Origin of the sequence: Mycobacterium sp. GA-2829 (assembly GCF_001499965.1) — a bacterium.
Lineage (GTDB): Bacteria > Actinomycetota > Actinomycetes > Mycobacteriales > Mycobacteriaceae > Mycobacterium.
The window spans coordinates 146,349-162,423 of the sequence record NZ_LQIT01000045.1 but is presented as its reverse complement, the minus strand read 5'-3'; the positions used below and the strand labels follow the sequence as shown (position 1 = coordinate 162,423).

At 69.8% G+C, this 16,075-nt stretch carries 19 protein-coding genes; 14 read left to right on the top strand and 5 right to left on the bottom strand.

Going from position 1 to position 16,075, the window contains the following annotated elements:
• Window positions 1-15 precede the first annotated feature (15 nt).
• Entirely contained in the window at window positions 16-921 is a 906-nt protein-coding gene (locus AU194_RS23935) for an acyltransferase domain-containing protein (RefSeq protein WP_231743561.1), read from the top strand.
• On the opposite strand, the gene AU194_RS23930 is transcribed toward AU194_RS23935, so the two are convergent.
• Together AU194_RS23930 and AU194_RS23925 are read right to left on the bottom strand one after the other, a co-directional pair.
• Window positions 911-1,696 (bottom strand): D-alanyl-D-alanine carboxypeptidase family protein, encoded by a 786-nt coding sequence (locus AU194_RS23930; RefSeq protein WP_059091793.1) that lies wholly within the window; start codon window positions 1,694-1,696, stop codon window positions 911-913. The two genes, AU194_RS23935 and AU194_RS23930, sit on opposite strands and share 11 nt — an antisense overlap.
• Window positions 1,697-1,828: 132 nt before the next feature.
• Window positions 1,829-2,704, bottom strand: coding sequence for a D-alanyl-D-alanine carboxypeptidase family protein (locus AU194_RS23925; RefSeq protein WP_059091741.1), 876 nt, complete (start codon window positions 2,702-2,704; stop codon window positions 1,829-1,831).
• 32 nt (window positions 2,705-2,736) lie between these two features.
• Between AU194_RS23925 and AU194_RS23920 the strand changes: the two genes are divergently transcribed.
• The gene (locus AU194_RS23920) at window positions 2,737-3,147 is read left to right on the top strand and encodes a nuclear transport factor 2 family protein (RefSeq protein WP_157576487.1); all 411 of its coding nucleotides are present in this window, start codon (window positions 2,737-2,739) and stop codon (window positions 3,145-3,147) included.
• Between the two features lie 4 nt (window positions 3,148-3,151).
• On the opposite strand, the gene AU194_RS23915 is transcribed toward AU194_RS23920, so the two are convergent.
• Window positions 3,152-3,790 carry a class I SAM-dependent methyltransferase gene (locus AU194_RS23915; RefSeq protein ID WP_059091739.1) on the bottom strand — a complete coding sequence of 213 codons (639 nt, stop codon included), beginning with the start codon at window positions 3,788-3,790 and terminating at the stop codon, window positions 3,152-3,154.
• 181 nt (window positions 3,791-3,971) lie between these two features.
• On the opposite strand from AU194_RS23915, the gene rpsP reads away from it, so the two are divergent.
• Genes rpsP through trmD form a run of 4 tightly spaced genes read left to right on the top strand, consistent with a single transcriptional unit; the run spans window position 3,972 to window position 5,949 of the window.
• On the top strand, window positions 3,972-4,478 hold the full coding sequence (gene rpsP / locus AU194_RS23910) for a 30S ribosomal protein S16 (RefSeq protein WP_059091738.1): 507 nt from the start codon (window positions 3,972-3,974) through the stop codon (window positions 4,476-4,478).
• Window positions 4,479-4,483: 5 nt separating this feature from the next.
• The gene (locus AU194_RS23905) at window positions 4,484-4,726 is read left to right on the top strand and encodes an RNA-binding protein (RefSeq protein WP_003928628.1); all 243 of its coding nucleotides are present in this window, start codon (window positions 4,484-4,486) and stop codon (window positions 4,724-4,726) included.
• 12 nt (window positions 4,727-4,738) lie between these two features.
• Window positions 4,739-5,260: a ribosome maturation factor RimM gene (gene rimM / locus AU194_RS23900; RefSeq protein WP_059091737.1), complete on the top strand. Its 522-nt coding sequence runs from the start codon at window positions 4,739-4,741 to the stop codon at window positions 5,258-5,260.
• 5 nt (window positions 5,261-5,265) lie between these two features.
• Window positions 5,266-5,949, top strand: a complete 684-nt coding sequence (gene trmD / locus AU194_RS23895) for a tRNA (guanosine(37)-N1)-methyltransferase TrmD (protein ID WP_059091736.1) — start codon at window positions 5,266-5,268, stop codon at window positions 5,947-5,949.
• On the opposite strand, the gene AU194_RS23890 is transcribed toward trmD, so the two are convergent.
• Window positions 5,946-6,872 carry a serine hydrolase gene (locus AU194_RS23890; RefSeq protein ID WP_059091735.1) on the bottom strand — a complete coding sequence of 309 codons (927 nt, stop codon included), beginning with the start codon at window positions 6,870-6,872 and terminating at the stop codon, window positions 5,946-5,948. The genes trmD and AU194_RS23890 overlap by 4 nt on opposite strands.
• A gap of 316 nt (window positions 6,873-7,188) precedes the next feature.
• On the opposite strand from AU194_RS23890, the gene rplS reads away from it, so the two are divergent.
• The 7 genes from rplS (at window position 7,189) to AU194_RS23855 (ending at window position 12,725) form a co-directional block, all read left to right on the top strand.
• Complete coding sequence (gene rplS / locus AU194_RS23885) at window positions 7,189-7,530, top strand: 50S ribosomal protein L19 (protein WP_059091734.1); 342 nt, start codon at window positions 7,189-7,191, stop codon at window positions 7,528-7,530.
• Window positions 7,531-7,582: 52 nt separating this feature from the next.
• Entirely contained in the window at window positions 7,583-8,425 is an 843-nt protein-coding gene (gene lepB / locus AU194_RS23880; RefSeq protein ID WP_059091733.1) for a signal peptidase I, read from the top strand.
• Window positions 8,426-8,476: 51 nt separating this feature from the next.
• Window positions 8,477-9,196 carry a ribonuclease HII gene (locus AU194_RS23875; protein WP_059091732.1) on the top strand — a complete coding sequence of 240 codons (720 nt, stop codon included), beginning with the start codon at window positions 8,477-8,479 and terminating at the stop codon, window positions 9,194-9,196.
• Between the two features lie 75 nt (window positions 9,197-9,271).
• On the top strand, window positions 9,272-9,577 hold the full coding sequence (locus AU194_RS23870; RefSeq protein WP_059091731.1) for a DUF2469 domain-containing protein: 306 nt from the start codon (window positions 9,272-9,274) through the stop codon (window positions 9,575-9,577).
• Window positions 9,578-9,706: 129 nt separating this feature from the next.
• Entirely contained in the window at window positions 9,707-10,666 is a 960-nt protein-coding gene (locus AU194_RS23865) for an LLM class flavin-dependent oxidoreductase (protein WP_059091730.1), read from the top strand.
• A gap of 19 nt (window positions 10,667-10,685) precedes the next feature.
• Entirely contained in the window at window positions 10,686-11,795 is a 1,110-nt protein-coding gene (locus AU194_RS23860; RefSeq protein WP_059091729.1) for a dihydrodipicolinate reductase, read from the top strand.
• Between the two features lie 45 nt (window positions 11,796-11,840).
• The gene (locus AU194_RS23855; RefSeq protein WP_059091792.1) at window positions 11,841-12,725 is read left to right on the top strand and encodes an SDR family oxidoreductase; all 885 of its coding nucleotides are present in this window, start codon (window positions 11,841-11,843) and stop codon (window positions 12,723-12,725) included.
• Here AU194_RS23855 and AU194_RS23850 read toward each other — a convergent pair.
• The gene (locus AU194_RS23850) at window positions 12,722-14,059 is read right to left on the bottom strand and encodes a TetR/AcrR family transcriptional regulator (protein ID WP_082698819.1); all 1,338 of its coding nucleotides are present in this window, start codon (window positions 14,057-14,059) and stop codon (window positions 12,722-12,724) included. The two genes, AU194_RS23855 and AU194_RS23850, sit on opposite strands and share 4 nt — an antisense overlap.
• A 236-nt stretch (window positions 14,060-14,295) precedes the next feature.
• On the opposite strand from AU194_RS23850, the gene AU194_RS23845 reads away from it, so the two are divergent.
• A complete protein-coding gene (locus tag AU194_RS23845) occupies window positions 14,296-15,984 on the top strand; it encodes a nitric oxide reductase activation protein NorD (protein ID WP_059091728.1) in 1,689 nt (562 codons plus the stop codon).
• The last annotated feature ends 91 nt before the right edge of the window (window positions 15,985-16,075 follow it).

Genomic DNA, 16,075 nt, shown 5'->3' with positions numbered 1-16,075 from the left:
GTGCACGATCCGTCTGTGGCGTTTCTGTTCCCGGGTCAGGGTTCGCAACGCCCGGGCATGCTCGGTGACCTTCCGGCGAGTTGTGCCACCCGGACCGTCACGGAGGAGGCGTCCGCCGTCCTGGGCGGTCTGACCGGACTCGACACCGCCGAGGCGCTCACCGCGACGCGCAACTGCCAACTGGCGCTGCTGATCTGCGGGGTGGCCGCGGCACGTCACCTCGCCGAGGAGCACGGTGTCGTCCCGGGCGTGGTGGCCGGCCACTCGGTCGGCGCGTTCGCGGCCGCGGTGACCGCGGGGGTGCTCACGGTGGCCGAGGCGGTTGCGGCGGTCGCAAAGCGTGCCGAGGCGATGTCGGCGGCGTCCGCCGGCGACGTGTGGGGGATGGCCCCGACGACGGGGATCGGGCGGCGACGGGCCGATGAGGTGATCACCGCGGCGGCCGTACCGGCAGGCACGCTGTGGGTCGCGAACATCAACGCCGCGGACCAGATCGTGTTCGCGGGCACGCGCGACGCACTCGAGCGCGCCCGCGAGGCCGCCCGACGCTGCGGTGCCAGGCGATTCGAGATGCTCGACATCGCCGTCGCCTCACACGGTCCGCTGCAGGAGAACACCGCGACGCGGCTGGCCGCTCACCTCGCCGGCATCCCGCGGCGCAGGCAGACGGCCGCCTACCTGACCAATGCCGGGGGTCGGCGCATCATCGACGACCCGGACGCCGTCCTGCGCGATCTGGCGGTGTCGGTGGCTCGGCCGGTGCAGTGGTACGACATCGCGACGGTGCTGCCGGAGTTCGGGGTTCGCACCGCCGTCGAGATGCCGCCGGGCCATGTCCTGACCCACTTGCTGTCGGGGGTGCCGGTGCGCGCGCTGAGCGTCGACGACGCCGGCTACGAATCCGTCGGTGCTATTGGCTGAATCCGTAGTCGAACAATCCGATCGCCTGGCTGTAGAGGTCGCCGGTGCCGTACATCTGCACCACCACCAGCCGGCGGTTACCGCGTTGCGCCGCACCGACATACGTCTTGCGGGCGAGGTTGGTGTATCCGGTCTTGCCCGCGATGTCACCGGGATAGCGGCTCAGCAGCTCGTTCTGGTTGGTCAGCGTCTTACCGGGGAACGGCGCCGAGGGTGAGCGCATGATCTGGGCGATCAACGGATATCCCAGCGCGGCCCGCAGCATCACGGCCAGATCGTGCGGTGTGGTGATCGACTCCCAGCCCGGCCCGTCGAGACCCGACGGTGACGACGCCCTCGTCGACTTCGCGCCCACGAGTGCTGCCTTGCGGTTCATCGCGGCGACCTCGGCGCGCTGCCCGCCCAGCATGTCGGCGAGCATGTTGGCCGCATCGTTGCCCGACACCATCAGCAGCGCCGAGAGCAGTTCGCGAACCGTGTAGGGCTGACCGGGTTCGAGGCCGACGCAGGAGCACTCGACCTTGGTGTGCGATGCGTTGGCCCTGGCGAAGTTGTCGGGATTCAGGTGGTCGAGCACCACCATGGCCAGCAGCACCTTGATCGTGCTGGCCGGGGCGTGGGGCTCATAGGGGTTGCGGCTGGCCAGGACGCGCCCCGAGTCCAGATCGGCGACCAGCCACGCCTGCGCCGGCCCCTCGGGCAGCGTGACCGCACCGGCCGGTTGGGGTTGGGCGAGCGCCGGGGTGCGCCCGGCGACCACGCCGGCCGACGACATCGTCAGCGCGAGCGCGCATCCGGCGATGAACGTCCGCGACCACCAAGAACGCGAACCGGCCACGGCGCCAGAGCCTAAGGGCGGTTACGCCTCGATTCGGTCTCGAAGACGTTGCAGCTCAATGACATCGCGTTACAGCACGCCGACGCTCGCACCGCGGTCCAGTCCGAACCCCCAGTCGAGCAGCCCAGCGGCCTGGTCCCAGTAGGTGGGGCCGCCCGCGGTGACCAGCCCGTGCATCAACACCACGACCAGCCGCCTGCCGTCGCGCTGGGCGGCTCCGACGTAGGTCTTGCGGGCGATGTCGGTGAACCCCGTCTTGCCGCCGAGCGCCCCCGGGTAGCGGTACAGCAGTTCGTTCTGATTGACCAGCACGGCGTCGCCGGTCTTGGTCGGGAAGACCGTCGACGGCATGGCCACGATCTGCGCGAACACCGGGTTGGCCATGCCCGCGCGGAAGATCACCGCCAGATCGTGGGGGGTGGACCAGAACGGCATGCCGGGCCCGTCCAGGCCGGACGGCGTCACCACGTTGGTGCCGTGGGCGCCCAGTCGGGCGGCCTTGCCGTTCATCTTCGCCACGGCGACGTCCATACCGCCGAGCATCCGCGCCAGGGTGTTGGCGGCGTCGTTACCCGACGCCAGCAGCAGCGCCTCGAGCAGCTGGCGGGCGGTGTACGTGCGGCCCGGCGCCACCCCGGCGCAGTTGCACTCCACCCGGGTGTCGGCCTCGTCGGCGACGATCGTGGTCTCCAGCGGCACCTCGTCGAGCACCACCTGCGCCAAGAGCGTCTTGATCGTGCTCGCCGGCGCGTAGCGGGTGTTGTCGTTGTGCCCGGCCAGTACCTGGCCGGTGTCCATGTCCGCGACGATCCACGCCTCGGCCGGACCGGCCGGGACCGGCACCGAGCCGACGGGCTGGATGTCGATGTCGGCGGCCGCGACCGGCGCGGCGACGACCCCGAGCGCGGTGAACACGACGGCGAACGCGGTGGCGATCCTCCCCATGGCGGTGGAGCCTAATCGTGTTCAATCGTCCCATGTTGAGCCTGGCGGAAATCTCGGACCGGCTGGAGATCCAGCAGCTGATGGTCGACTACTCCTCGGCGATCGACCAGCGCCGGTTCGACGACCTCGACCGGGTGTTCACCCCGGACGCCTACATCGACTACCGCGCGACCGGCGGGGTCGACGGCAGGTATCCCGAGGTGAAGAAGTGGCTGGCCGAGGTCTTGCCCAACTTTCCGGCCTATTCGCACATGCTCGGCAACTTCGACGTCCGCGTCGACGGTGACACCGCGACGTCGCGGACCATCTGCTTCAACCCGATGGTGATGGGGGAGCAGGTCTACTTCGTCGGCCTCTGGTACGTCGACGCCTACCTGCGCACCGCCGACGGGTGGCGCATGACCCGCCGCGTCGAGGAGAAGTGCTTCGACAAGCTGGTGTGAGGCATCAGGCCGGGCGCTGTGCGGTGATGGTGTGCCGCGGCAGCCGGCCGTCGGCGCGGCTCTGCACGTCCACCGTCAACCCGGCACGCTCCAACGCCGCCACGATCTCGGCCACCGGGCGCAACCGGAACCCGTAGGGGGTGACGGGCAGATTCCGCATGGCCTCCGGGTCACCGATGCCGATGACCGCGCGGCCGCCGGGCCGCAGCGTGCGGGCCAACTCCGCGCACACGGCATCGAGGTCGTCGACGAAGTACACCGTGTTGACCGTGATCGCGGCGTCGAGCGTGGCGTCGTCCACCGGCAGCGCCGTCAGCGACCCCTCGGCCAACCGCAGCCTGCCGCTTTCGAGGTCCCGCTGGAACTGCCGCCGCGCCCGCTCGAGCATGTCACCGGAGACTTCCACTCCGTGCACGGTGCCGCCGGTGCCCACCGCGTCGACGAGCAGGCGCAGTCCCGCTCCGCCACCGAACCCGATGTCGGCGGCCACGCCACCGGCGGGGACCTGCGCGGCGGCCACCGCCGTCGCGATCGCCTGGCCGTTGCCGCGGTTGAGGGCACCCGCGACCACTCCGCCGAGTCGGCCGTGCGGGCGGCCGAGTTGTCCTGCCACAGTGGTGAGGAGTCGCTGACGTAGGGACATGGCCACCAGTGTGCCCGGTGCGACGATTTCCGGCCCGACGTGCCGGTCTGGCACAATGGTCGGCTGTCCGCCCGCGACTACGGCTGCGCGGTGGTCACACACGTGAGGCAAAACCGGATCGGGCAATTCCGCCCGCATCGCCGAATTGCAGCGTGGCAACTCTCGAGGAGACGCAACACCCATGGCTGTCAAGATCAAGCTGACCCGTCTGGGCAAGATCCGCAACCCCCAGTACCGCATCGTCGTCGCCGACGCGCGCACCCGCCGCGACGGCCGTTCCATCGAGGTCATCGGCCGCTACCACCCGAAGGAAGAGCCGAGCCTGATCGAGGTGGACTCCGAGCGCGCCCAGTACTGGCTCGGCGTCGGCGCCCAGCCCACCGAACCCGTCCTGCAGCTCCTCAAGATCACCGGCGACTGGCAGAAGTTCAAGGGTCTGCCGGGCGCGGAGGGCACGCTGAAGGTCAAGGAGCCCAGGCCCAGCAAGCTCGACCTGTTCAACGCCGCGCTGGCCGAGGCCGACGGCGGCCCGAGCAACGAGGCCACCCAGCTCAAGAAGAAGAAGGCGCCCGCCAAGAAGGCCGCTTCCGACGTCGAGGCCACCGCGGATCCGTCCGGTTCGGCCGACAAGTCCGAGCCCGCCGCTGAGGGCGAGGACGCCACCGTCGCCGGCGCCACTGAGAGCTGAGCCCGGTGAGTTCAGTCGTCGTCGACGCTGTCGAGCATCTCGTCCGCGGAATCGTCGACAACCCCGACGACGTGCGGGTGGACATGGTGACCAATCGCCGCGGTCGCACGGTCGAGGTGCATGTGCACCCCGACGACCTCGGCAAGGTGATCGGCCGCGGCGGTCGCACCGCGACGGCGCTGCGCACCCTGGTCGCCGGGATCGGCGGCCGGGGCATCCGCGTCGACGTGGTGGACACCGACCAGTAGCGAACACCGGTCATGGACCTCGTAGTCGGACGGGTCGCCAAGGCGCACGGGGTCACCGGCGAACTGGTGGTCGACGTACGCACCGATGACCCCGACGCCCGGTTCGTGCCCGGTGCCCAGCTGCGCGGGCGCGCCCCCAAGGGGGGCGCCGAGCGTCGCTATGTCGTCGAATCCGTTCGGCCGCACGGTGGTCGGCTGCTCGTGCGTCTCGACGGTGTCTCCGATCGCAACGCCGCCGACGCGTTGCGCGGCACCCTGTTCATCGTCGACACCTCCGAACTCCCGCCGATCGAGGATCCCGACGAGTTCTACGACCATCAACTCGAAGGTCTGCGCGTCCGGACGGTCGAGGGAGTCGACGTCGGGACCGTCGCGGAGGTGCTGCACACGGCGGCGGGTGAACTGCTGTCGGTGAAGACACCCGAGGGGGCGGAGGTGCTCGTGCCGTTCGTCACCGAGATCGTCCCGCGGGTGTCCCTCGCCGACGCCCTGGTGGAGATCGATCCACCCGAGGGTCTGTTGGACCTGGACTAGCCGGTATGCGCATAGACGTCATCACGATCTTCCCGCGCTACCTCGACCCCCTGCGAGAGTCGTTGCCCGGCAAGGCGATCGACGCCGGCCGGATCCAACTCGGGGTGCACGACCTGCGGGAGTGGACCCACGACGTGCACCGTTCGGTCGACGACTCGCCCTACGGCGGGGGGCCGGGCATGGTCATGAAGGCGCCGGTGTGGGGTGCCGCGCTCGACGATGTCTGCACCGAGGACACCCTGCTCGTCGTCCCCACCCCGGCGGGGCGGCTGTTCGATCAGGCCACGGCGCGGCAGTGGAGCACCGAGAAACACCTGGTGTTCGCGTGCGGACGCTACGAGGGCATCGATCAGCGTGTCGTCGACGACGCCGCCCGCCGGATGCGGGTGGCCGAGGTCTCGATCGGCGACTACGTCCTCAACGGCGGCGAATCGGCCACGCTGGTGATGGTCGAGGCCGTCGTGCGACTGCTGCCCGAGGTGCTCGGCAACCCTGCGTCACACGCCGACGATTCGCATTCCGCTGGTCTGCTCGAAGGTCCGAGTTACACCCGCCCCCCGAGCTGGCGCGGTCTGGACGTACCGCCGGTGCTGCTGTCCGGGGACCACGCCAAGGTGGCGGCCTGGCGGCACGAGCAGGCGCTGGAACGGACCCGGGACAGACGCCCGGATTTGTTGTCCGACAGCTAGATCCGGCCGTCCGGGAACATCGTCTTGACGGCCTGGGTGATGGTGGCGCGGGCCGCGGTGGCACTGGCGGGCTGGTCGGACCCGATCACCATGATGTAGCGGTGGTCGGCGCCGATGATGCCGGTCGACAGGTGCATCCAGTCCGATCCGACGCAGCACATCCAGCCCTGTTTGACCGCCACGGGCACCGCGTACAGACCCTCGGGGATTCCGAAGCGCTGCGGGTAGATCCCGCCGGGCATCATGCCGTCGATGCCGTTCGGCGTCGAGGCGGCGAGATTGGTCACGATCATCTCGGCCTTGTCGTGCGGCAGCCCGCCCGCACCCGAGAGCAGCATGTCGTAGTAGCGCACCAGATCCTCGGCGGTGCTGATCGTGTTCCACCACCGCCCGTCGTTGGGTGGCCGGGTGCCGGTGAGCCCGTAGCGCTCCGCGACGCGGGTGACGAGCTCCCTACCGCCGCGGCGGTTCCAGAACACCTCGGCGGCGCTGTCGTCGGAGGACCGCAGCATCGACTGGAACGACTCGACGTCGTCGGGGGACAGCGGCGCACCGCTGAACAACAGATCGTCGGCGATGAACAACTTCACCACCGACGCGATCGCGATGCCACGGCCGTTGCCGTTGGACACGAGCTGGCCGGTGTTGCGGTCCTTGACGAGCACGGTGAGGTCGGCGCCGGCCTCGGCGGCCTGCTCGGTGGCCAGCCGCGTCCGCTCGTCGAGACCCGGCCAGGAGGCGGCGGGAACGTCGGGCGCCGCCTCGGGGATCGGCGCCATGTCACCCTGAGGGACGACGACCGTCAGGTGCGGGCCGTCCGGCGCGGGCGGCGTGCTGTACACCTGCGCCTCACAGCCGGAGACGGCGACCGCTGCGACCACGCTCACGGCGGCGGCTTTCACCAGCACCGACGGCCGTTGCATAGGTCTCCTTCTCGCATCCGGTGGGCGCCTCTTGGCGGAATCGATGCGCAACTGATGGGCGTCGGATCGGTGATCCAAGCCTAACGGGTACCCGGTAGCGTCGCTGATCAGCGGCCGTCGCGAATCGGGCGCGAGACGGTGGCGATTTCACCGCAGGGGTGCCCGTCTGGCACAATTGAGCAGTTGTCCGCGCAGGACGTGGGGTAGATCCCCGGTCCGCTGCGAGATACGCCCCGAAAGCGTCCGTACCCACCGGCCAGGAGCACGCTGTCCTGCACAGCATGCCCATGCCGCAAGCAACAAGGAAGTGTCACCGATGAACACGCTGGATTTCGTCGACCAGTCGTCGCTGCGTGACGATGTCCCGGCCTTCGGCCCGGGCGACACCGTCAACGTCCACGTGAAGGTCATCGAGGGCTCCAAGGAACGCATCCAGGTCTTCAAGGGTGTCGTCATCCGCCGTCAGGGCGGGGGCATCCGGGAGACCTTCACGGTCCGCAAGGAGAGCTACGGCGTCGGCGTCGAGCGCACCTTCCCCGTGCATTCGCCCAACATCGACCACATCGACGTCGTCACCCGCGGTGACGTCCGTCGCGCCAAGCTGTACTACCTGCGCGAGCTGCGCGGCAAGAAGGCGAAGATCAAGGAGAAGCGCTGACGCGCGACGGCGCTGACGCGGCGTCGGTCCGTGTGCTGACTAGTCTGAAGCCGTGACCGAGAGCCCCGAGCCGTCGCCCGAGGACACCATCGGCCGTGCCGATCGGGACGCCGCCGACAGCGAAGCCGCCGATCCGGACGAGAAACCCGAGCGCAAACACTCGGCGCTGCGCGAGCTGGCCATCCTGGTCACCATCGCGATCGTCCTGTACTACGTGATGCTGACGTTCGTCGCGCGTCCGTACCTGATTCCGTCGGAATCGATGGAGCCGACGCTGCACGGCTGCCCGGGCTGCGTCGGCGACCGGATCATGGTCGACAAGGTCAGCTACCGGTTCACCGAACCCCGGCCCGGCGACGTGATCGTGTTCAAGGGCCCGCCGAACTGGAACATCGGCTACAAGTCGATCCGGTCGGACAACCCCGCCATCCGGTTCGTACAGAACGCGCTGTCGGTCGTGGGCTTCGTCCCGCCCGACGAGAACGATCTGGTGAAACGCGTCATCGCGGTGGGTGGGCAGACCGTCGAGTGCCGTGCGGCCACCGGGCTGACCGTCGACGGGAAACGGCTCGAGGAGCCATACCTGGATCCGCAGACGATGATGGCCGATCCTGCCGTCTATCCGTGCCTGGGTAACGAGTTCGGCCCCGTCACCGTCCCGGAGGGCAAGCTCTGGGTGATGGGCGACAACCGCACCCACTCGGCCGACTCGCGCGCCCATTGCACCAACCTGCCCGGCGACGCGCAGCGGGGGCTGCTGTGCACCGGTGACCCTGAAGCGGGCACCATTCCGGTGGACAATGTGATCGGTAAGGCGCGGTTCATCGCCTGGCCCCCGTCACGCTGGGGTGGGGTGAGCTCGGTGAACCCGCAGACCGCCGACGCGTCGCAGTAGGACGACCAGCCCCGTAGGAGTGTCAGCGATGGAAGAGCCGAGGGCCTGAGCGTGCCGGCATCCTGGCCGCCCCGCACGGTGATCCGCAAGGCCTCCGGTCTGCGCACCCTCGAATCCGCCCTGTACCGCAACGGCCTCGGGCCGGTGGCCGGTGTCGACGAGGTGGGTCGTGGGGCCTGCGCGGGTCCGCTGGTGGTCGCGGCGTGTGTGCTCGGGCCCAACCGGCTGGAAAGCCTCGCCGCGCTCGACGACTCCAAGAAGCTGGGCGAGAAGGAACGTGAGCGGCTGTTCCCGCTGATCCGCCGCTACGCGCTGGCCTACCACGTGGTGTTCATCCCGTCCGAGGAGGTGGACCGGCGCGGGGTGCACGTCGCGAACATCGAGGGCATGCGGCGGGCGGTGGCCGGGCTGTCCGTGCGGCCGGGATACGTGCTGTCCGACGGTTTCCAGGTGCCCGGGCTGCCGATGCCGTCGCTGCCGGTGGTGGGCGGGGACGCCGCGGCGGCCTGTATCGCCGCGGCCAGCGTGCTGGCGAAGGTGAGCCGCGACCGGCTGATGGTGGCGATGGAGCGTGAGCATCCCGGGTACGGTTTCGCCGAGCACAAGGGGTACAGCACACCGGCCCACACCGCCGCGCTCGCCGAATTGGGACCCAGCCCCGCGCACCGGTATTCGTTCATCAACGTGCGTCGGCTGGTCACCGCGGGTACCCCGCAGATCAGCGGCGGGTCGCTGGACGCCGAACCCGGGCAGCACTGTGAACTCGGCTAGGGGGAGGATTGCGATGGGCCGCATCTGTGCGGAGCGAACGGCCAGGCCACACCGACACGAAGGACAGCAGTACTGATGAGCGCCGAGGATCTCGAGAAGTACGAAACCGAGATGGAACTCTCGCTCTACCGCGAGTACAAGGACATCGTCGGGCAGTTCAGCTACGTGGTGGAGACCGAGCGCCGGTTCTACCTGGCCAACAGCGTCGAGATGGTGCCCCGCAACTCCAACGGCGAGGTGTACTTCGAGCTGCGGTTGGCCGACGCGTGGGTGTGGGACATGTACCGGCCCGCCCGGTTCGTCAAACAGGTCCGGGTCATCACGTTCAAGGACGTCAACATCGAAGAGGTCGAGAAGCCGGAGCTGCGGCTGCCGGAGTGAGGTCCGGCCTCACCCCACCCTGACCTCTGCCCCCGGATCGTCGGGTCGTGGCCGGAGCAGACGAAGCCCGGGTGTGTGAACAAATATTAGGTTAGAGTTCGTGGCCGTGACCCGGAGCCGGCGGCGTTGATGTTCACGTTGCGGTTCGACCTGCGCTCGGCGACCGGTGGTGCCCCGCAGCCCGACCTCTACGCCGCGGCGGTGGAGATGTGCGCGTGGGCCGAGACCCGCGGCGCGGTGGTCGCGGTGCTCTCCGAACACCACGGCACCGACGACGGCCATCTCGCGGCACCCCATCTGCTCGCGGCGGCGATCGCCGCCCGCACCCGCACGCTGCAGATCCTGGCCGCCGCCGTGCCGCTGCCGTTCTGGGATCCGGTCCGGTTGGCCGAGGAGATCTGCGCGCTGGACATCCTCAGCCGCGGCAGGGTGTCGTTCGCGTTCGGAATCGGCCACCGCGACGAGGAATACGTCCACTTCGGTGTCGACCGAGCGCGTCGCGGCCAGCTCGCCGACCAGCGGCTGGACCTGGTGTTGCGTCTGGTCCGGGGTGAGGCCACGGACATCGATGGGCGCACCGTCCGTGTCACCCCGCCGTGCACTACGCCGGGCGGACCTCGCATCCTGGTCGCCGGCGGCAGCGCCCCCGCGGTGCGGCGGGCCGCCCGCCACGGTCTCGGGCTGATCTGCCAGACCGCCTCACCCGAACTGCGCGACCTGTTCGACGCCGAATGCCGTCGGCACGGCCATCCGCCCGGATTCGCGCAGTTCCCGGTCCCCGGGGCGCCCACCGCCGTGTTCGTCGCCGAGGACGTGGACCGGGCGTGGTCGGAGCTCGGCCCGTACCTGCTGCACGACGCCGTCACCGCCGCGTCATACCGGCACGGCGACGACGGGGTGGCCAGCATCTCCCGGGCCCGCACCGTGGCGGAGTTGCGCGCCGAGGCCGGGCCCTATCGCATCCTCACCCCGGCCGAGGCCGCCGAACACACCCGAGCCGGCGGCCTGCTTCCGCTGCTACCGCTGTGCGGGGGCATCCCGCCGGACGTGGCGTGGCCGTATCTCGAATGCGCCGCCGCGGTGGGATGACGCCACGAAAGGGATTGCGATGGACGAGGAGGCACGGACGCTGCGAACCGTCGTCTGGTCGACGGGCGGAGTGCGTTCGGTCGCGATCGACGCGGTGGCAGGCCGGCCCGACCTGGAACTGGTCGGGGTGTGGGTGCACTCCGTGGACAAGGTCGGACGCGATGCCGGGGAACTGGCGGGCCGGGAGCCGCTCGGATTGGCCGCGACCGCCGACGCCGAGGCGCTGATCGCGCTGCGCCCGGACTGCGTGGTGTACGCGGCGTCCGGACCGCAACGCGATGCGGGTGCGGTCCCGGACTACCTGCGGCTGTTGAGCGCGGGCATCAACGTCGTCACGACCACGTCGACCGGTCTGGTGTATCCGCCCGCCTACCACTCGGCGCAGTGGCGCGACGCTTTGCACGAGACCGCGATCGCCGGCGGTGCGTCGTTCTACGCCCCGGGTGTGTTCCCGGGGTTCGGGTCAGACCAGCTGGCCCTGGTGCTGGCGACGCAGTCCAAGCGGATCGACGTCCTCACAGTCACCGAAGTGAGCCTCAACGACCACTACCCGGTCGCCGACGTCATGATGGACGGGATGGGTTTCGGGCGGCCATTGGACTTCGTACCCCTGCTCCAGACACCGGGTTTCATCGAGATGGCCTGGCGGGCTCCGCTTCAGTTGATGGCCGACGCCCTGGGTGTTCGGATCACCGAGGTGACCGGAACGCTGGACCGGCAGTTGACCGACCGCGACATCGAGGTGGCGTTCGGCACCATTCCGGCGGGCACCTGCGGGGCGGTCCGCACCAGGGCGGCCGCGGTGGTGCACGGGCGGGAGGCGATCGTCGTCGAACACATCATCCGGATGGCCCGCGACGTCGCGCCGGACTGGTGGAACTCGGATTGCGACGCGACCTACCGGGTGGACATCGACGGCGATCCGGACGTCCACTGCGAGATGACCCTGGGCGACGCCGAGGGCCACGGCGCCGGGCGGGCGGCGATGGCGGCCACCGCGATGCGGGTGGTGAACGCGATCCCGTACGTCGTCCGCGCACCGGCGGGGCTGCTCAGTTCCCTCGATCTGCCGAACACGTTGCCCCGCCACGCCCTCGGCCAACTTCCGGTCGGCGTGAACAAACATTAGGTTAGAGTGCGCAGTGCACCGCCCGGATTCGACGAGGAGTGGCCGATGGTCTCGCGCAGCGTGGTGATCACCGGCGCGTCACGGGGACTCGGCCTGGCGTCGGCCGCCCACCTCTACCGTTCCGGCTGGACGGTCGTGGCCGCCATGCGCTCGGTCGACGACGGGATGGCACGGCTGCGCCAGGTGACGGGCGCGGGGGTGGACGACCCCCGGCTGATCGGCGTGCGCCTGGACCTGACCGATCCGGAGTCGATCGAGGCTGCGGCGACGGTGATCGAGGGGTCGGTCGGCGCGCCGTTCGGGCTCGTGCACAACGCCGGCATCTCGGCCGCCGGTATGGTCGAGGAGACGCCGATTGCGTTGTGGGAGCGGATGTTCACCACCAACCTGCTCGGACCGGTCGCCCTCACCAAGGCGCTGTTGCCGTCGATGCGCGACGCCGGATGTGGGCGGATCGTGCTGGTGTCCAGTCAGGGTGGGGTGCGCGGGATGCCCGCGACGGCGCCGTACTCGTCGGTGAAGGGCGCACTCGAGCGCTGGGGCGAGTCGATGGCCGGTGAGGTGGCGCCGTTCGGGATCGGGGTCAGTGTGCTCATCACCGGCACCTATGACACCGAGATCATCACCGACGCGGGGACGTCGGACTGCCGGGTCCTCGACGGACCGTACGGCAGGCACCACCAGACGATGGACCGGCGGGGCCGCGCCGCGATGCGGCTGGCCGCACGGTCGCCGGAGGCGTTCGCGGTGGGGCTGGCCGCGGCGCTACAGTCCACCAAACCCTTCGATCGGCGTGCGGTGGGACCGGATGCCCGGATGCTGATGGTGGCCGGCCGGTTCCTGCCGCCGTCGGCGCTGCACCACATGATCAGGCTGATGATGGGCATCCCGCGGTTCGGTGCGATGCGGACGGTCGCGCAGGTCCGCTAACGGCCGCGGACGGTGATTCCCCGCAGCACCGTGTCCCGGCCGAGGATCAGCGCGTTGCGCGGACCCACCTCGGCAAGGATGTTCTCCGGTATCCACTGCTCGCCGATGATGCAGCGGGCCAGCATGTCCGCGGTGGGACTGTCGATGTGGATCTCCCCGGCGCGGATGCCTTCGGACAGCAGCCTTTTCATCTGCCGGATACGGGTGCTGAACGACCACGCCGGATTCGCCGAGTCCGGAGGGGAGTGGCGCAGCCAGGCGAGCTGGATGCGAAACTCGTCGGGGAACTGGTCGAGCGCGTTGATGTTCAACCAACTCAACGCGTCGAGTTTCTCGACCGTCGCGGAGTCCGTCCGCACGATGTCGGTCCATGCGCCGCCGACCTTGCGGCCGAAGTCGAGCATGATCGACATCAGGAGTTCGTCCTTGGACCCGATGATGCGGTACACCGTTCCGGTCCCCAGGCCCGCCGCGGACGCGATGTCGCGGATCGTGGTCATCTCGTACCCGCGGCGGCCGAACTCCGCCCGCGCCACCGCGCGCAGGTGCGCGGCCTTGAGATCCGTGTCGTCCTCGGTCTCGTCCCAGCTGGCGATCACTGCTGCAGCGGCCTTGAACGCCTCCGAACGATCGAGATCCGCGTCCGACGGAGCGACGGTGGCCAGGCCGTTGAGGGCGATCCGGCACTTCAGCGCGGCGACGGCGTCGGTCGCGGCGTTGTGCCGGATCACGTCGAGACCGACGTGCAGCAGGCTCTGGCACAACCGGTCGGCGAGGGTCGGAAGGTCGACGTCGGAACGGATCTCACCACTCCACCGGCCTGCGCGCAGCATCTGCAGCATCGCGGTCTGGATCGCGGACGGGGTGCGCGCGGTCAGTTCGCGCAGTTCGGGATCGCTGCTGGGCCCTTCGAAGAACGACATCTGCAGGGCCGCACGGTGTTCGACGGCGCAGCGGGCGATGGCGCGCCCGAGTGCGGTGATCCGTTCGGAGGCCGAGCGCGGATCATCGTCGTCGATCCGGGCCAGCGCCTCTTCACCGATGCGGTCGAGATCCCGGTGGTAGAGGCGGATCAGCTCGACGAGGATGGCCTCTTTGGACTCGAAGTGGTGGTACAGGCTGCCCGGGAGGATGCCCGCCGCCTCGGCGATCTGCTGCAGCGAACTGCGCAGGCCGGAGGTGGCGAAGACGGAGTTGGCCGTCTTGAGGATCTCGGTCCGCCGGGGCGCGTCCGCGGACGGTTTGGGGACCGCGGTCAGCCGCGCGGCCGTCTTCTTCGCGCTTGCGGGACGGCCACGGCGGGGGTCGCGCCCAGCGGCGCCGGCGGGGGCCATCGTCAGCCGCGCGCGGTCGGCCGGTTCGGCCGCCGGATCGAGCCACGCAACTTCGCCGGTTCCCGCACGGTGCTCCTTCGTCGTCGGCTTCGCAACTGTCGGCCTTTTGCGCAGATCCTACCGACCGTCGAGCGCTTCACGGGTGATCACCGGCTCGGATCGGCCATCGTTGACTCCGAACGTCCGCCGACCCTACGGTGGAACAGATATTTGGTCAACATGGCGGAAGGGTCCTGATGGCTGCCGACACCGGTCACGAGCGTTTCACCGCGCTCGGGATGCTGGCATCGGCGTTGGCGGGACGCGCGGTCGCGGTGGCCGCGGTGCCACCGGGTGAGCCGCCGTGGACCGACGGCGTCACCGTCTTCGTCGATCCGGTTGCGGGGCAACGCGCCACACTCGAAGCCATCGCGGTGCAGGCGTCGTTGATAGCGGCGGAAAGTCTGGCGCCGGACGTGGCGCAGAAGCTGGTCCGCCACTCCCGCCTGACCCAGCGGTACCTCGCCGTGGAGGGCCACCGGGCGCTGGCGGCCAACGCGGAGTTGCTCCCGGTGGCGCTGGGGGCGGTCGCCGACCCGCGGCTGGCCGCCCGCAGCGATTCCCCGGCCACCTCACTCGCGCTTGCGGCGGGCCGGGATCCGATCGGCGATGCGCCCGCCGCATTCGGTGTGCTGCGGCCGAAGCAGGTGCTCGCCGCCCGCCGCGCCGGGGGTTTCCAGGACGACCACGAGGCCGCGGGCCATGTCCCGCGCCGGCGGGACAGCGTGCAGGCGCTCGAGGAACTCGACGACGGTGAGGTCGACGACACCGACGATCCGGACCTGTTCAGCAGTCCGGTGGGCGGTGAAGGGCCGATCGGCAAGTGGTTGAAGAAGATGTTGTCGTCAGTGCGCAAGACCGGCGACGGGAGCGGACCGCCGGGCGCGGATTCGCCTACGCACCGGGTGAGCTCGGGCCGGCGCGGTGGACATGCGGTGTCCTCCCTTGCGGCGGCACCGGGCGAGGAGACCGACGCGTTCGCGGTGGGGGACTTCGTCTATCCCGAGTGGGACGTCGGGCGTCGGGCCTATCGGCCGGAGTGGTGCACGGTGCGCGAGGTGACCCCGCCGATCAAGGCGTCGGCGAGGCAGGATCTGGAAGGCAGCATCTCGGTGCGGCGGCCGTTGGCCCGGCTGGGGATGGGGCTGCACCGGCGCCATCGTCAGTCCCAGGGCGACGACGTGGACATCGACGCGGTCATCGAGGCACGGGTCGAGGCGCGGGCCGGATCGGTGCCCGACGAGGCGGTCTACCTCGACAGTCTGCGGCGCCGGCGCGATCTGTCGGTGCTGCTGCTGCTCGACGTGTCAGGGTCGACGGCGGAGGCGGGGACCGTCGGCCGCACCGTGCACCAGCAACAACGCGAGGCTGTCGCCGACCTCACTGTCGCACTGCACGATCTCGGCGACCGGGTCGCGCTGTACGGGTACTACTCGCAGGGGCGCAAAGACGTCACGATGGTGCCCGTCAAACGCTTCGACGACCACCTCGACGCGCGGGTGATCCGGCGGCTGAACAGCCTCGAGCCCGGCGCGTACTCGAGATTGGGTGCGGCGATCCGGCACGGTTCGGCCGTGCTGGAGGCGCGCGGGGGCACGGCGCGGCGACTCCTGGTGGTGCTGTCGGACGGTCTGGCGTACGACCACGGGTACGAACGCGCCTACGGTGCCGCCGACGCGCGCCGGGCGCTGACGGAGGCGCGCCGCCGCGGGACCGGGTGCGTCTGCCTGACGGTGGGCGCCAGCACCGACGTCGAGTCGCTGCGCCGGGTGTTCGGTAGCGCGGCGCACGCGATGATAGGCCGCCCCGATCAGCTCGCAGGCGTCGTCGGTCCGCTGTTCCGGTCGGCACTGCGTGTCGCGGAGGTTCGGCGGCGCATTGCATGACGGTTCTGATTCATTGCCACACAACAGGATTGATGTGCTCGTGCTCTTGATACCAAACATCTGTTCCGGTTAGGCTCACATAGAACGCAAC

Coding starts and splice junctions, on each gene's coding strand:
- AU194_RS23890 (WP_059091735.1), bottom strand. CDS start 6,872: ATGCAACGGCCGTCGGTGCTGGTGAAAGCCGCCGCCGTGAGCGTGGTC.
- AU194_RS23920 (WP_157576487.1), top strand. CDS start 2,737: ATGTTGAGCCTGGCGGAAATCTCGGACCGGCTGGAGATCCAGCAGCTG.
- AU194_RS23925 (WP_059091741.1), bottom strand. CDS start 2,704: ATGGGGAGGATCGCCACCGCGTTCGCCGTCGTGTTCACCGCGCTCGGG.
- AU194_RS23860 (WP_059091729.1), top strand. CDS start 10,686: ATGGACGAGGAGGCACGGACGCTGCGAACCGTCGTCTGGTCGACGGGC.
- AU194_RS23915 (WP_059091739.1), bottom strand. CDS start 3,790: ATGTCCCTACGTCAGCGACTCCTCACCACTGTGGCAGGACAACTCGGC.
- rplS (WP_059091734.1), top strand. CDS start 7,189: ATGAACACGCTGGATTTCGTCGACCAGTCGTCGCTGCGTGACGATGTC.
- AU194_RS23865 (WP_059091730.1), top strand. CDS start 9,707: ATGTTCACGTTGCGGTTCGACCTGCGCTCGGCGACCGGTGGTGCCCCG.
- AU194_RS23855 (WP_059091792.1), top strand. CDS start 11,841: ATGGTCTCGCGCAGCGTGGTGATCACCGGCGCGTCACGGGGACTCGGC.
- rimM (WP_059091737.1), top strand. CDS start 4,739: ATGGACCTCGTAGTCGGACGGGTCGCCAAGGCGCACGGGGTCACCGGC.
- AU194_RS23870 (WP_059091731.1), top strand. CDS start 9,272: ATGAGCGCCGAGGATCTCGAGAAGTACGAAACCGAGATGGAACTCTCG.
- rpsP (WP_059091738.1), top strand. CDS start 3,972: ATGGCTGTCAAGATCAAGCTGACCCGTCTGGGCAAGATCCGCAACCCC.
- AU194_RS23845 (WP_059091728.1), top strand. CDS start 14,296: ATGGCTGCCGACACCGGTCACGAGCGTTTCACCGCGCTCGGGATGCTG.
- AU194_RS23850 (WP_082698819.1), bottom strand. CDS start 14,059: ATGGCCCCCGCCGGCGCCGCTGGGCGCGACCCCCGCCGTGGCCGTCCC.
- trmD (WP_059091736.1), top strand. CDS start 5,266: ATGCGCATAGACGTCATCACGATCTTCCCGCGCTACCTCGACCCCCTG.
- AU194_RS23930 (WP_059091793.1), bottom strand. CDS start 1,696: ATGTCGTCGGCCGGCGTGGTCGCCGGGCGCACCCCGGCGCTCGCCCAA.